Source organism: Lentzea flava (assembly GCF_014648475.1).
Taxonomy (GTDB): Bacteria; Actinomycetota; Actinomycetes; order Mycobacteriales; family Pseudonocardiaceae; genus Lentzea; species Lentzea flava.
Genome location: NZ_BMRE01000014.1, coordinates 66,173 through 79,718 on the forward strand (window position 1 = coordinate 66,173; position 13,546 = coordinate 79,718).

Annotated in this window: 8 protein-coding genes; 7 read left to right on the forward strand and 1 reads right to left on the reverse strand. The window is 70.1% G+C overall.

Annotation, left to right across the window (positions count from 1 at the left end):
- The first annotated feature begins 66 nt into the window (after positions 1-66).
- Positions 67-1,215 (forward strand): FAD-dependent monooxygenase, encoded by a 1,149-nt coding sequence (locus IEZ09_RS18400; RefSeq protein ID WP_189254944.1) that lies wholly within the window; start codon positions 67-69, stop codon positions 1,213-1,215.
- Here IEZ09_RS18400 and icmF read toward each other — a convergent pair.
- The gene (icmF, locus tag IEZ09_RS18405; RefSeq protein WP_189254945.1) at positions 1,212-4,418 is read right to left on the reverse strand and encodes a fused isobutyryl-CoA mutase/GTPase IcmF; all 3,207 of its coding nucleotides are present in this window, start codon (positions 4,416-4,418) and stop codon (positions 1,212-1,214) included. The genes IEZ09_RS18400 and icmF overlap by 4 nt on opposite strands.
- Positions 4,419-4,986: 568 nt before the next feature.
- Here icmF and IEZ09_RS18410 point away from each other — a divergent pair.
- The 6 genes from IEZ09_RS18410 to IEZ09_RS18435 are packed head-to-tail and all read left to right on the forward strand — an operon-like array spanning position 4,987 to position 13,531.
- Complete coding sequence (locus tag IEZ09_RS18410; RefSeq protein WP_189254946.1) at positions 4,987-7,080, forward strand: Agd3-related carbohydrate-binding protein; 2,094 nt, start codon at positions 4,987-4,989, stop codon at positions 7,078-7,080.
- A complete protein-coding gene (locus tag IEZ09_RS18415) occupies positions 7,077-9,164 on the forward strand; it encodes an Agd3-related carbohydrate-binding protein (RefSeq protein ID WP_189254947.1) in 2,088 nt (695 codons plus the stop codon). Before IEZ09_RS18410 ends, IEZ09_RS18415 begins: the two co-directional genes overlap by 4 nt.
- Entirely contained in the window at positions 9,161-10,570 is a 1,410-nt protein-coding gene (gene pelF / locus IEZ09_RS18420) for a GT4 family glycosyltransferase PelF (protein ID WP_189254948.1), read from the forward strand. The genes IEZ09_RS18415 and pelF overlap by 4 nt, the downstream gene beginning before the upstream one ends.
- On the forward strand, positions 10,567-11,880 hold the full coding sequence (locus IEZ09_RS18425; RefSeq protein ID WP_189254949.1) for a hypothetical protein: 1,314 nt from the start codon (positions 10,567-10,569) through the stop codon (positions 11,878-11,880). The genes pelF and IEZ09_RS18425 overlap by 4 nt, the downstream gene beginning before the upstream one ends.
- A 14-nt stretch (positions 11,881-11,894) precedes the next feature.
- A complete protein-coding gene (locus IEZ09_RS18430; RefSeq protein WP_189254950.1) occupies positions 11,895-12,638 on the forward strand; it encodes a nucleotidyltransferase family protein in 744 nt (247 codons plus the stop codon).
- Positions 12,635-13,531: an NAD-dependent epimerase/dehydratase family protein gene (locus IEZ09_RS18435; protein WP_229812684.1), complete on the forward strand. Its 897-nt coding sequence runs from the start codon at positions 12,635-12,637 to the stop codon at positions 13,529-13,531. The genes IEZ09_RS18430 and IEZ09_RS18435 overlap by 4 nt, the downstream gene beginning before the upstream one ends.
- Positions 13,532-13,546 lie beyond the last annotated feature (15 nt).

Genomic DNA, 13,546 nt, shown 5'->3' on the forward strand with positions numbered 1-13,546 from the left:
CGCGGTGAGTCGAAGATCTCCGTACACTCCGGACCGTCATCCGGACTTGGGGGATTGGGGGCCGCCGTGAGCGGAAGCAGGGTGTTGGTGGCGGGGGCGAGCATCGCGGGACCCGCGCTCGCCCACTGGCTGCGCAGGCGCGGAGCCGAGGTAACCGTCGTCGAGCGCGCTCCCGGGCTGCGGCCCGGCGGTCAGGCGGTGGACGCGCGCGGGGTGGCCAAGGAGGTCATCCGGCGGATGGGGCTGGACGCGGCGGTGCGCGCGGCGTGCACCGACACCGCCGGCGCGCACACCGTGGACATCGACGGGAACGTGGTGCAGACGTTCAGCGCCGAGGACGACGGCGGCGACGGGTTCATCGCGGACATCGAGATCCTGCGCGGGGACTTCGCCCAGGTGCTGTACGACGACACCCGCGACGGCGTCGAGTACCTCTTCGGCGACCGCATCGCCGAGCTCGGCCAGGACGCGGACGGGGTCGACGTGACCTTCGCGAGCGGCGGACGGCGGCGCTTCGACCTCGTGATCGGGGCCGACGGGCTGCACTCGTCGTTGCGCGCGATGGTCTTCGGGCCGCACGAGCGGTTCATCCGGCACCTCGGGCTCGTGCTCGCCTTCTACAGCGTGCCCAACGAGTTCGGGCTCGACCGGTGGTACGTCGAGTACCAGGAGAAGGGGTCCGGGCGGTCCGCGGCCCTGCGGCCCATCCAGGACGCCACCAGGGGAATGGCCCTGTTCTCCTTCCCCGCGGCCGAGTTCGACGTCGACCACCGCGACGTCGAGGCTCAGAAGCGGTTGCTGCGCGAGCAGGTGGCCGACCTCGGCTGGCTGACCCCGCGCATCCTCGCGCACCTCGACGACGCCCCGGACTTCTACCTCGACCAGGTGGCCCAGGTGGTGATGGACCGCTGGTCGGACGGACGGGTGGGGCTGATCGGCGACGCGGCGTTCTGCTCGTCGCCGATGTCCGGGCAGGGCACCGGCCTCGCCCTGGTCGGCGCCTACCTGCTGGCGGGCGAACTGGCCGCCGCCGGGTGGGACCCCGCGGCCGGGTTCGCCGCCTACGAGGCGCGGATGCGGTCGTTCGTCGAGGACAACCAGGAGATCGGCCGGCTGCACGTGCAGATCCGCGGCGGCGCGGAGCCCGACATGGAGACGCTCATGCCGCTGGTCGACCGTGCGATCAACGGCATGGAGCTGCCCGAGTACGCCTAGACGTTGCGGCGGTACTGGCCGCCGACCTCGAAGAACGCCTCCGTGATCTGACCGAGCGTGCAGACGCGGGCGGCGTCCATCAGCACGGCGAACACGTTCTCGTTCGTCTGCGCGACCTCGCGCAGGCGGGCGAGGGCCTTCTGCGCCTCGTCGCGGTGTGCCGACTGGAACGCACGCGTGCGCTCGACCTGCGACGCCTTCTCCTCCTCGGTGGCGCGGGCGAGCTCGATCTTCACGACCTCGCGCTCGCCGCCCTCGGGGAGGAAGGTGTTGACGCCGATCAACGGCAGCGAGCCGTCGTGCTTGCGCTGTTCGTAGAGCATCGACTCGTCCTGGATGCGGCCGCGCTGGTAGCCGGTCTCCATCGCGCCGAGCACGCCGCCGCGCTCGGAGATGCGGTCGAACTCCATCAGCACGGCCTCTTCGACGAGGTCGGTCAGCTCGTCGATGACGAACGAGCCCTGCAACGGGTTCTCGTTCGCGGACAGGCCCCACTCCTTGTTGATGATCATCTGGATGGCCATCGCGCGGCGGACCGACGACTCCGTGGGAGTGGTGATCGCCTCGTCGTAGGCGTTGGTGTGCAAGGAGTTGCAGTTGTCGTACAACGCGCACAACGCCTGCAGCGTCGTGCGGATGTCGTTGAAGTCCATCTCCTGCGCGTGCAGCGAACGGCCCGAGGTCTGCACGTGGTACTTGAACTTCTGCGAACGCTCGGCGGCGCCGTAGCGGTCGCGCATGGCCACGGCCCAGATCCGCCTGGCCACGCGGCCGATGACGCTGTACTCGGCGTCCATGCCGTTGGAGAAGAAGAACGACAGGTTCGGCGCGAAGTCGTCGATGTGCATGCCGCGCGCCAGGTACGACTCGACGTAGGTGAAACCGTTGGCGAGCGTGAAGGCGAGCTGGCTGATGGGGTTCGCGCCGGCCTCGGCGATGTGGTAGCCGGAGATCGACACCGAGTAGAAGTTGCGGACCTGGTTCTGGATGAACCACTCCTGGATGTCCGCCATCATCCGCAACGAGAACTCGGTGGAGAAGATGCAGGTGTTCTGGCCCTGGTCCTCCTTGAGGATGTCGGCCTGCACGGTGCCGCGCACGTTCGCCAGCGCATAACGGCGCAGCTGCTCGTACTCCTCGGCGGACGGCTCGCGGTCGTGCTCCGCGCGGAACTTGTCGACCTGCTGGTCGATCACCGTGTTCAGGAAGTACGCGAGGATCGTCGGCGCCGGGCCGTTGATCGTCATCGACACGGACGTCGTCGGCCCGACGAGGTCGAAGCCGTCGTAGAGCGCCTTCATGTCGTCCAGCGACGCGATGGAGACGCCGGAGGTGCCGATCTTGCCGTAGACGTCCGGCGGGGTGTCGGGGTCACGGCCGTAAAGCGTCACCGAGTCGAACGCGGTCGACAGGCGGGTGGCCGGGCTGCCCTTGGACAGGTACTTGAAGCGGCGGTTGGTGCGGAAGGCGTCGCCCTCGCCCGCGAACATGCGCGCCGGGTCCTCGCCCTCGCGCTTGAACGGGAAAACGCCCGCGGTGTACGGGAAGTAGCCCGGCAGGTTCTCCTTGCGCAGGAACCGCAGCAGCGAGCCTTCGTCGTCGTAGCGCGGCAGGCTGACCCGGCGGACCTGGTTGCCGGACAACGTCTCCCGCGTCAGCTTGGTGTGGATCTCCTTGTCCCGCACCTTGAACACGAGCTCGTCGCCGGAGTACTGCTCGCGGGTCTTCTCCCAGCCGCTCAACAGGTCGGCGGTGTCGCGGTCGACCCCGCGCTCGGCCTCCGCCGCCAGTTCCGCGATGTCGGCGGTCGCCTTGCCGGCCGCCTCCAGCGCCTTCTGCGCGGCGGTGAGCCGGGTGTGCGCGCGGACCGCCTCGACCTGCTCCTCGGTCCTGCGGTGGTAGGCGCGCACGGTGTCCGCGATGTCGGACAGGTAGCGGGCACGCGACGCGGGCACGATCGTGGACGCCGACGTCGACGTCTTGCCGTTGACCTTCGGCAGCGAGCCTTCCTCCACGGCCAGGCCGTGTTCGACGAGACCGTCGCGCAGGAACTGGTACAGCGCGGTGACGCCGTCGTCGTTGAACGTCGCGGCGGACGTGCCGAACACCGGCATGTCCTCCCACTTGGCGCCGAACGCCTCGCGGTTGCGCACCATCTGCCGTGCCACGTCGCGACGCGCGTCCTCGGCACCGCGGCGCTCGAACTTGTTGATCGCCACGGCGTCGGCGTAGTCGAGCATGTCGATCTTCTCGAGCTGGGACGCGGCACCGAACTCCGGCGTCATCACGTACAGCGAGAAGTCCACGAACGGCACGATGGCCGCGTCGCCCTGACCGATACCGGGCGTCTCGACGATGACCAGATCCGCACCGGAAGCCTTGCACGCCACGATGGCCTGCTCCAGACCGTCCGGGATCTCGCTGCCCGCACGGCGCGTGGCCAGCGAACGGAAGAACACGCGGTCGCCGTCGAGGCAGTTCATCCGGATGCGGTCGCCGAGCAGCGCGCCACCACCGCGGCGCCGGGTCGGGTCGACGGCCAGGACCGCGATGCGCAGCTTGTCCTGCTGGTCGAGCCGGAAGCGGCGCACCAGTTCGTCGGTGAGCGACGACTTGCCCGAGCCACCGGTGCCGGTGATGCCGAGAACCGGGACCTTGCGGGTGGTCTCGATCGGGCCCGCGATACCGGCCTCGATGTGCGTGATCGCGCGCGCCAGGGCCTCGTCGGCACCCGTCAGCAACGCCTCGTGGCTGAACGGCTCGGTGAGCGCGTGGTCGCACTCCTCGATCATCAGGTTGATCATGCGCGCGAGACCCAGCGTCTGCCCGTCCTGCGGCGAGAAGATCCGCGCGACACCGCGCGAGTGCAGCAGCTCGATCTCCTCGGGGACGATGACGCCGCCACCGCCGCCGTAGACCCTGATGTGCCCGGCGCCGCGCTCGTTCAGCAGCTCCACCAGGTACGAGAAGTACTCGACGTGCCCGCCCTGGTAGGCGCTGATGGCAACGCCCTGCACGTCCTCCTGGATCGCGGCGGTGACGACCTCCGCCACCGACCTGTTGTGGCCGAGGTGGATGACCTCCGCACCCTGCGACTGCAGGATGCGCCGCATGATGTTGATCGCCGCGTCGTGGCCGTCGAACAGGCTCGACGCGGTCACGAAGCGGACCGGGTTCACCGGCCGGTGCAGTGAGGTCGCCATGAGAATAGTTTGACTTCCTACTATTGGACGTGCAACCGAGGGTGGTTCACGTCTCTGAATCGAGCAGGAACGCCCGGCCCCGCCCACCCTGCACCAGCGGTCTCGACCAGGAGTCGACGACGACTGCGCCGAACAATTCCATATGTTCGAGAAAACGAAACCGCGCGTATCCGAGAATGCGCTCCGCACTTATGCACCCCTGCCGGATCCAGCAAGCACGAATGTTTTGGATTCCACCACACGGGTATGCGCACGCGCGCGTAGCGACACCCTCGGCAACAGGGCCGAAAGTCCCGGAATCGAACCGGATGGCCGCCATCGGCAGCACTCGTCTCGTACACCCCCACCTGCACTGAAGTAGTCCGTTCGGACCCATACGTTGCTCCCGTGAAGGCGCCCGTTTCGCACGAAACGAGGTACCGCCCGGCAACTTTTCGCCATATCTTTTGCTTCGCGCCGACAGGGGGAGGTCACCCGCGCAATCCCGGTTGACCGCATTCAATCCACCACACAAACCGCTGCTGGAGCGCGGACGGTGCCGCGCGCCCTGAAACCCTGGGAAACCGCCATGGCCGCACGTACGAAGTGGATCGCGTCCGTCCTCGCCACGCTGACCGCGGTGGCGTTCTCCGGCGTCCTACCCGCCGCAGGAGCCGCGGAGGACGCAGCCAGACCCGGACACAGACACGGGCTGATCAGAGGTGACGTCGCCCGGCCGACACCACCGGCACCACCGAAGCTGCGGGTGGTGAACGGTCCGATCAAGCCGCGAACATCGCTCACCGCCGCCACCGACGAGGTGGCCCTGCGCGTGCTGGTGATCGCGCTCGACTCAGCGGACTTCGGCCTGCCCACCTGGAAGGCCGTGCTCGACCGGATCGGCAGCCCGTACGACGTGCTCACCGCACGAACGGAGCAGCTGACCGCCGCACGCCTGGTGCGACCGGACGGCACCGGCCGCTACAACGCCGTCCTGCTCACCGACAACGCGCTGCTCCAGCCCGACGGGTCCGGCGGCTACGTGAGCGCGTTCGACCCCGCCGAGTGGCAGGCGCTGTGGGACTACGAGCGCACCCACCGGGTTCGCCAGGTGTCGCTCTACACCTCCTGGGGGACCTTCCCCGAGGACTACTGCCTGCGTCCCGGGATCGAGGGCGGCGTCGGCGCGAGCGGGCTGAACGCCACGCTCACCGGGTCCGGTGTGTTCGACCGGCTCGCCCCCGACGCGGTCGTACCCATCACGTTCTCCTATGTGTACCGCTCGACCCTCGCACCCGGTTGCGCGGCACAGCCGACGCTGACGGTGGACGACCACGTGCTCGGCGTCGTCAGCACCTCGACGGACGGACGTGAGCGCGCCGCGTTGACGTTCTCCTCCAACGAGTTCCTGCCGCAAACCGACATGCTCGGCTACGGGCTCGTCCGCTGGGCCACGCGCGGCGTGTTCACCGGCGAGCTGCGGCACTGGATCAACGTCGACGTCGACGACTGGTTCAACAGCACCGACCACCTCTACCCGGACGGCCACCTGGAGACCGATCCCGGCTTCCGGCTGAGCGGCACCGATGCCGCCGGAACCAACGCCCAGCAGAACGCGGTGCGCTCCGGCTACCCGGCAGCCGCCGGCTTCACCCTGAACCTGCCCTACAACGGCGGGGACCTCACGCCGAACGCGCCGTCCCGCTGCTCGGTCACGGGCACGCCGGACGCGCTCACCAGCTACTCGAAGTGCCTCGCGAGCAACTTCCGGTGGGTCAACCACACCGTGACGCATCCCGAGCTGAACTTCACCGACTACGCCACGAGCCGCCGGGAGATCGCGGACAACCTCACCATCGGCAGGCAGGCCGGGCTCACCGTCCCGGCCGACGTCCTCAAGACCCCCGCCTACTCCGGGCTCGGCGTCTACAACCCGGACCCGGACGCACCGGACACCGAACCGCCGGTCGACTTCGGCCTGCGGGCATCCAACCAGGCGATGCTCACCGCCGCCGCGGACGTCGGTGTCCGCTACCTGCACGGCAACATGTCGTTCGCCAGCCACCGCCCCTCCTGCTTCAACTGCGGCATCCGGCACCCGCTGCGCCCCGAGCTGCTCGTCGTGCCCGACTGGCCGACCAACATCGGCTACCAGGTGACGACACCGGCCGAGGAAACGTTGCTGTACAACAGCCTCTACGGCCCCAACGGCCGATTTCCCTACCACGACCACGACCTGAGCTACCCCGAGCTGCTGAGCTACGAGTCCGAGGTGGCGCTGCAGCACGTGATGACCGGGTCGGCCTACAGCCACACGCTGCACCAGGGCAACCTGCGCCAGTTCTCCTCCGGCCGCAGCCTGACCTTCGACTGGCTGCGGGCCGTCGTGGACCGCTACAGCGCCAGGTTCGCGGTGCCGCTGCGCAACCCCGACTGGCCGTCGCTGGCACGGTACGTCGACGCCCGAACGAGCCACTTCGCCGAGATCCGCGGCGGCGCCGACGCCGTGTGGGACCGCTCCACCAACACCGTCACCAGGACCAGCACCACGACCGGGTCGCTGTTCCTGACCGGCGTCACGCATCCGTCCGGGACCACGGACCGCTACGGAGCCGACGTCATCACCCAGCTGCCGATCACGGCAGGCCGCACGATCGTCGCCACGGCGGTGCCCAGACCATGACCTCGAAGGTGATCGGTCCGCTGCTGGCGGCCATCGCGCTCGCCATCACGACCATCACGGTGCTCAGCCCGCCCGGCACCGACCGGGCGGGCGGTGCGCCCGAGCCCGCGAGCCCCGTGCCGTATCCCCTGCCCGCCAAGCGGTTCGTGCCCGTCCGCGCGGCCCAGGCACCGGCGGGCTCCGGCCGCCGCGGCGACCTGGTGGCGTTGCGGCAGCTGGTGATCACGACCGGCAAGGGCGACTTCGGCCTGGACACGTGGAAATCGGTGCTGGACACCATCGGCACGCCCTACGACGTGCTGAACGCGAGCGCCGAACCGCTGACGCCCGACCGGCTGGTCCGGCCGGACGGCACCGGCCGGTACAACGGCGTGCTGCTCACGAGCAGCGCGCTGCTCAAAGCCGCGCCGGACGGGACGTACGCGAGTGCGCTGAACCCGGGACAGTGGGAGGTCCTGTGGGACTACGAGCGCACGTACGGCGTCCGGCAGGTGTCGCTGAACACCCACCCGAGCACGTCCCCCGAGGACCTCTGCCTGCGGGTGGGTGACGAAGGCCCCGTCGGCGACACCCCGGTCGAGATGGCGCTGTCCCCGGCGGGCAGCGCCGTCTTCGACCACCTCAGGCCGGACGCCCGGATCCCGCTCGTCCGGGCGTATGTCCACCGGACCCGGCTCGCGGCCGGGTGCGACGCCGAACCGGTGCTGCTGGCCGGGGACGCAGTCGTCGGCGTGCGGAGCAGGGCACCGGACGGCAGGGAACGGCTCGCGGTGACGTTCTCGATCGGGCCGGACGACACGACCGCGGCCCTGCTCGGTCCGTCACTCGTGCGGTGGGCGGCGCGCGGTGTCCTGCTCGGGGAACAACGGCACTGGTTCACCGTCGACGTCGACGACTGGTTCAACTCCACCGCGCGCAAACATCCCGACGGCAGGACCGACATGTTCCGGCTGAGCGGCACCGACGCGAAGGCGGCGAGCACACAACAACGTGATCTCCGCCAGCGCCACCCGGTCGCCGGGGAGTTCACGCTCACGTTGCCGTTCAACGGAAGCAGGCTGAAGACGGACGCACCGGCGTCCTGCGACGACCGCACCACACCGGACTCGCTCAGCAGCTGTTCCCGCGAGCTGGTGCGGGAGTTCCGCTGGGTCAACCACACCGCGACCCATCCGCAGATGAACGACACCTCCTACGAGGTGAACAAAACCGAGATCACGCAGAACCTCGCGATCGCCGCCGAGGCCGGGCTGCCCGTTCCCGCGAGCGTCCTCAAGACGCCCGAGTACTCGGGACTGGGCGTGTACACACCGGATCCGAACTCGCTCGACGCACCGACCGACTTCGGCCTGACCGGGTCGAACCGGGCGATGCTCGACGCGGCGCACGACTCCGGCGTGAAGTACGTGCAGGGCAACATGTCCTTCGCCGGTCATCGGCCCAAGTGCGGCAACTGCGGGATCTACCACCCGTTGCGGCCGGAGCTCCTCGTCGTGCCGGACTGGCCGACGGCCATCGACTTCGAGGCCACGACACCGGACGAGCAGATCGCCCTCTACAACCGCCAGTACGGCCGCGACGGCAAGGCGCCCGACCACCGCGACCACGACCTGACCTACGAGCAGGCGGTCGACGCGGAGGCCGAGGTGGCGGTGCGCCACCTGATGAGCGGCTCGGTGTACGCCCACACGCTGCACCAGGGCAACCTGCGGGAGTACGCGCCGGGACGGTCGCTCGCGTTCGACTGGATCAACGCCACCGTGGCGAAGTACGCGGCCCTGTACCGGGTTCCGCTGCTGGGTCCCGACTGGCTGACCCTCGCCCGGTACGTGGAGGCGAGGACCGCGCACTTCGCCGCACTGGGATCGGGACGTGACGCGGTGTGGGACCGCAGCACCGGCGCGATCACCTACGTGCCGAGCGCCGCGGGAAGTCTCTTCCTCACCGGAGTCCGGCAACGCGAGGCGACCGAGGCCGACCAGAGCGGCGAGGACGAGAGCGACACGTACGGGGCCACGTCGGTGGCGAAGATCGGCTTGGCGGCGAACCGGACCGCGGTGCTGATGGCGAGTCCACGCCCATGACGGAACCGTTGCGCGTCGCTCTCGTGTCCGAGGGGTGTTACCCGTTCCACCCCGGCGGGGTGAGCCTGTGGTGCGACCAGCTGATCAGGGGCATGCCCCAGCACGCCTTCACCGCCGTCGCGCTGACCGTGGACGGCACCGAACGCCCGTGGTGGCCCTCCCCCGCCAACCTCACCGAGGTGGTGACCATGCCGCTGTGGGGTAGACGCCCCCGGCGCGCGCGACGCAGGCCCGCCGGGTTCGACGAAGTGCACGAGGCCTTTCTGAGGTCGTTCATCCCGCACACCGACGACAGCCCCGAGAAGTTCGCACGGGCGTTGCGCCGGATCTTCGAGCTGGCGCAGACGTCGGACGTCGGCGCGGCGCTGGTGTCGAACGACTCGGTGGCACGGCTGGTGCGCGCCGTGCAGGACTGCGGCGAAGGCCCGATCTCGTTGCGGGACGCCGTGATCGCGACCGACCTGCTCGAACACTCGTTGCGGCCGTTGGTGTACCCGCCGATCCGCGTCGACGTGTGTCACCTGGCGATGAACGGGCTGAGCGCGTTGGTGGGCATGGCGGCCAAGTGGGCGTACGGAACGCCGTTGCTGATGTCCGAGCACGGCGTGTACCTGCGCGAGCGATACCTCGGTGCGATCGGGGAAACGCTGGCGCTGCCCGCCAAGGTCGTGCTGCTGAGCTTCCAGCGAGCGCTCGCCGGTGCCGCCTACCGCGCCTGCGACATGCTCACGCCGCACTCCGACTACAACCGGCGCTGGCAGCGGCACAGCGGCGCGGACGACAGTCGCATGTGGACGATGTACAACGGCATCGACCCGGCCGAGTTCCCGCCGGCCCCGGGAGAACCGGACGTGCCGACGATCGTGTTCGTGGGCCGGATCGACCCGCTCAAGGACCTGCACACGTTGATCAGGGCGTTCGGCGAGGTCCGCCGCGCGCTGCCGGAGGCGCGGCTGCGCGTCTTCGGTCCGGTGCCAGAGGCCAACAAGGACTACCACGCGAGCTGCGTGCGGCTCGTCGAGCAGCTCGGGCTGGCGGGCAGCGCGGTGTTCGAGGGGCTGGTGCCGAGCCAGGTCGACGCCTACCACGCGGGTCACGTGGTCGCGCTGACCAGCGTGTCGGAGGGCTTTCCCTTCACGGTTGTCGAGGCGATGTCCACCGGCAGGCCACCGGTGTGCACCGACGTCGGCGGGGTCAGCGAGGCGGTGGCCGACGCGGGACTCGTCGTGCCGCCACGGGATCACGAGGCGGTCGCGCGGGCGTGCGTGCGGCTGCTCACCGACAACGTCCTGCGCCGCCGGCTGGGCGGGCTCGCGCGGCAGCGGGTGGTCGAGCGCTTCACCGTCCAGCGCTGGAACGACAGCTACCGCGCGAGGTACGCCGAGCTCACGGGGATCACGCGATGATCATCGACGAGCTGGTGGACCGCGTGGCCGGACTGCTGCCGGACCCGGTGGACGAGCTGCAGGTGGCCGCACTGCTGGAGAGCCAGGGCATCACCGACCAGGTCGCGGTGGACCGCTACGGGCGCACCGACGTGTTCGCGCTCGGGCAGGAGGTGTTCGAACGGCTGCCGCGTGGCAGCGTTGCCGTGCAGGACGACGCCCCGACTGGAACGTGGCTGCACGCCGTGCGCGGACCGCTGTACCTGTTGCCCACGACCGCCTTTCCCGCCGTGGCCGCCGTGCTGGGCGGTCCGGCCGCGGTGCGCGCGATGGTCGTCGCCACCGTCGTGAGCTGGGTGTGGGGATCGGGCGCGAGTGCCGTGGCGCACCGGCTGCTCGGTGGCGGAGCCGCGGCCACCGCGACCCGGTCGTTGCGGTGGCTCGGTGCCGCCGGAACCGCTGTCGCGACCACGACGGCGACCGTCGCGCTGGGCTGGCGGTCGGCGTTGTTCGTGCTGGCGTTGTCCGGTCTGCAGTTCGCGATCGGCGTGCTCCTGTTCCACCGCCGGGAGAAGCTGCTCGCCGTCGCCGTGCTGCCCGCCGGTGCCGGAGGAGTGATCCACCTGGTCTCCGGTGCAACGGCGGCGGTGCTGGTGCTCGGCGGCACGACGGTGCTGCTCGCGGTCGTCGGTGCGTGGCGGGCGGGACGCGGCACGCGCGATGCCGGTGGTGTGCGGCTGCCACGGGCCCGCACGCTGCTGGGTGCCGCGGTGCCCAGCAGCGGGTACGCGGCGTTGTGCGCGACCCTGTTGCTGCACACGGATTCCCGGTACGCGCTCAGCGCGCTGGACCTGGCGGTCGCGGCCGCCCCGCTCGTGCTCGGGATGGGCGTGGTCGAGTGGCGCGCCAACCGGTTCTTCGAGGTGGCATCGGAGGAACTGCGTCGCTGCGCGCTGCCGCACGACTTCGCACCGGCCGTCCGCCGCCGGCTGGTGCGGGAACTCGGTTTGTGCCTGCTGGCACTCGGTTCGGCCGCGCTGGTGCTGCTCGTGGCACTGCGCTGGGCAGGCGAGCTCACGTCGTCGGGTGCCCTGCTGATCGACGGGCACGTGCTGCTCGGCGGCGCGTTCTTCCTGGGGTTCGTGCTCGTGCGGACGTCCGGCGCGGCGACGGCGCAGCTGATCGTGGCGGCCGCGCTGCTGGGCAACGTGGCGGCGGTCGCGCTGGGCGCCGATCCCGTGCCGGTCTTCCTGCTCACCTGCGCCGCGTTGTCGATCTTCTTGCTCATGGCGCTCCGCGGGAGCGCCGGACAGGTCCGCCACTACCGATGAGGAAGTGATCCCCCATGCATGCGGTGATACTCGCCGGAGGAAGAGGAGTGCGGCTGCGGCCGTACACCACGGCACTGCCGAAGCCGCTCGTGCCGATCGGCGAGGAGTACGCGATCCTCGACATCATCCTGCAACAGCTCGCCAGGCGGAACTTCGACCGCGTGACCCTCGCGATCGGCCACCTCGGCTCGCTGATCCGCGCGTTCGTCGGCGACGGGTCGCGGTGGAACATGCGGGTGGACTACGCGGAAGAGAAGGCGCCGCTGTCCACCATCGGGCCGTTGCTCAACATCGTCGACCTCCTGCCGGAGCACTTTCTGGTGATGAACGGCGACGTGCTCACGGACCTCGACTACACGGCACTGCTGGACCACCACATCGAGTGCGGTGCTCCGCTGACGGTGGCCACCTACCAGCGAAAAGTGAAGATCGACTTCGGCACTCTGTCCACTGAGGAGGGACGCATCGTCAGCTTCGTCGAGAAGCCCGAGCTGTCCTACGGCGTGAGCATGGGCGTGTACGCGATGACCCGCAAGACGCTCACCCCGTATCCGCGCAACGTCCCCTTCGGACTGGACGAGCTGGTGCTCGACCTGCTGGCCCGCGGCGAGGAGCCGGCCGCGTTCGAGTTCGGCGGGTACTGGCTCGACATCGGCCGCCCCGACGACTACGACGAGGCCAACAGGAACTTCGAACGGCTGCGACCGGCGCTGCTGCCGGAAACCGTTCGCACCAGGGCGATGGACGTGACGTCGTGACGGTGCTGCTGTTCGGCGCGTCCGGGTATCTCGGTCGTGCGGCGGACGTTGCCCTGAGCGAGCGCGGCGCTCGGGTGGTCCGGGTCGGCAGAACGGCGCCGCGCGAGGACGGCTGGGTCCGGCACGACCTCGTGCACGGCAGCACCGACGAGCTGCTGGGTCTGCTGCGCTCGGCCGAGCCCGACGTCGTCGTCAACTGCACGGGCCTGCTCGACGGCCCGGCGGCCGAGCTGGTCACCGCCAACGTGACGCCGACAGCGGCACTGCTCGACGCGATCCCGCAGGCGGTGCCCCGCGCCCGGCTCGTCGTGCTCGGGTCGGCCGCCGAGTACGGGAAAGTCCGCGAGGGCGACGCGGTGGCCGAGGACGCGGCGACGAACCCCGTGTCCGCCTACGGGATCACCAAGCTCGCGAGCACGTTGCTGGTGCGGGACGCGGTGGCGGCCGGACGGCTCGACGCGGTGGCGTTGCGGGTCTTCAACCCGATCGGCCCCGGCCTGCCCGCCGGCACCGTGCTCGGGCGGGCGGCGGAGAGGATGCGCGCGGCGGTGCGGGAGGGCAGCGACGTCACGCTCGGCCCGCTCGGCTCGTACCGCGACTTCGTGGACGTCACCGACGTGGCGGCCGCGATCGCGGACGCCGCCCTGGCGCCGGAGGTGCGTGAGCCGGTGCTCAACGTCGGCAGCGGGCAGGCGGTGGCGGTGCGTCAGGTGGTGGCGATGCTGGCCGAGGTGGCGGGGTTCCGGGGTGAGGTGCGTGAGACCGCTCCGGTTCAATCGCGGTCGGGCGCCGTCACGTGGATCGCCGCGGACACCACCCTCGCCCGCCGGGCCCTGGGCTGGTCGCCTCACCACGACCTGACCGCCTCCGTCCGCGCCCTGTGGCAGAACTGATGTCCCGCAACGCGA

Bases quoted from the DNA above. Each gene is read 5' to 3' on its own strand.
- IEZ09_RS18415 (WP_189254947.1), top strand. From the start codon at position 7,077: ATGACCTCGAAGGTGATCGGTCCGCTGCTGGCGGCCATCGCGCTCGCC.
- pelF (WP_189254948.1), top strand. From the start codon at position 9,161: ATGACGGAACCGTTGCGCGTCGCTCTCGTGTCCGAGGGGTGTTACCCG.
- IEZ09_RS18430 (WP_189254950.1), top strand. From the start codon at position 11,895: ATGCATGCGGTGATACTCGCCGGAGGAAGAGGAGTGCGGCTGCGGCCG.
- icmF (WP_189254945.1), bottom strand. From the start codon at position 4,418: ATGGCGACCTCACTGCACCGGCCGGTGAACCCGGTCCGCTTCGTGACC.
- IEZ09_RS18410 (WP_189254946.1), top strand. From the start codon at position 4,987: ATGGCCGCACGTACGAAGTGGATCGCGTCCGTCCTCGCCACGCTGACC.
- IEZ09_RS18425 (WP_189254949.1), top strand. From the start codon at position 10,567: ATGATCATCGACGAGCTGGTGGACCGCGTGGCCGGACTGCTGCCGGAC.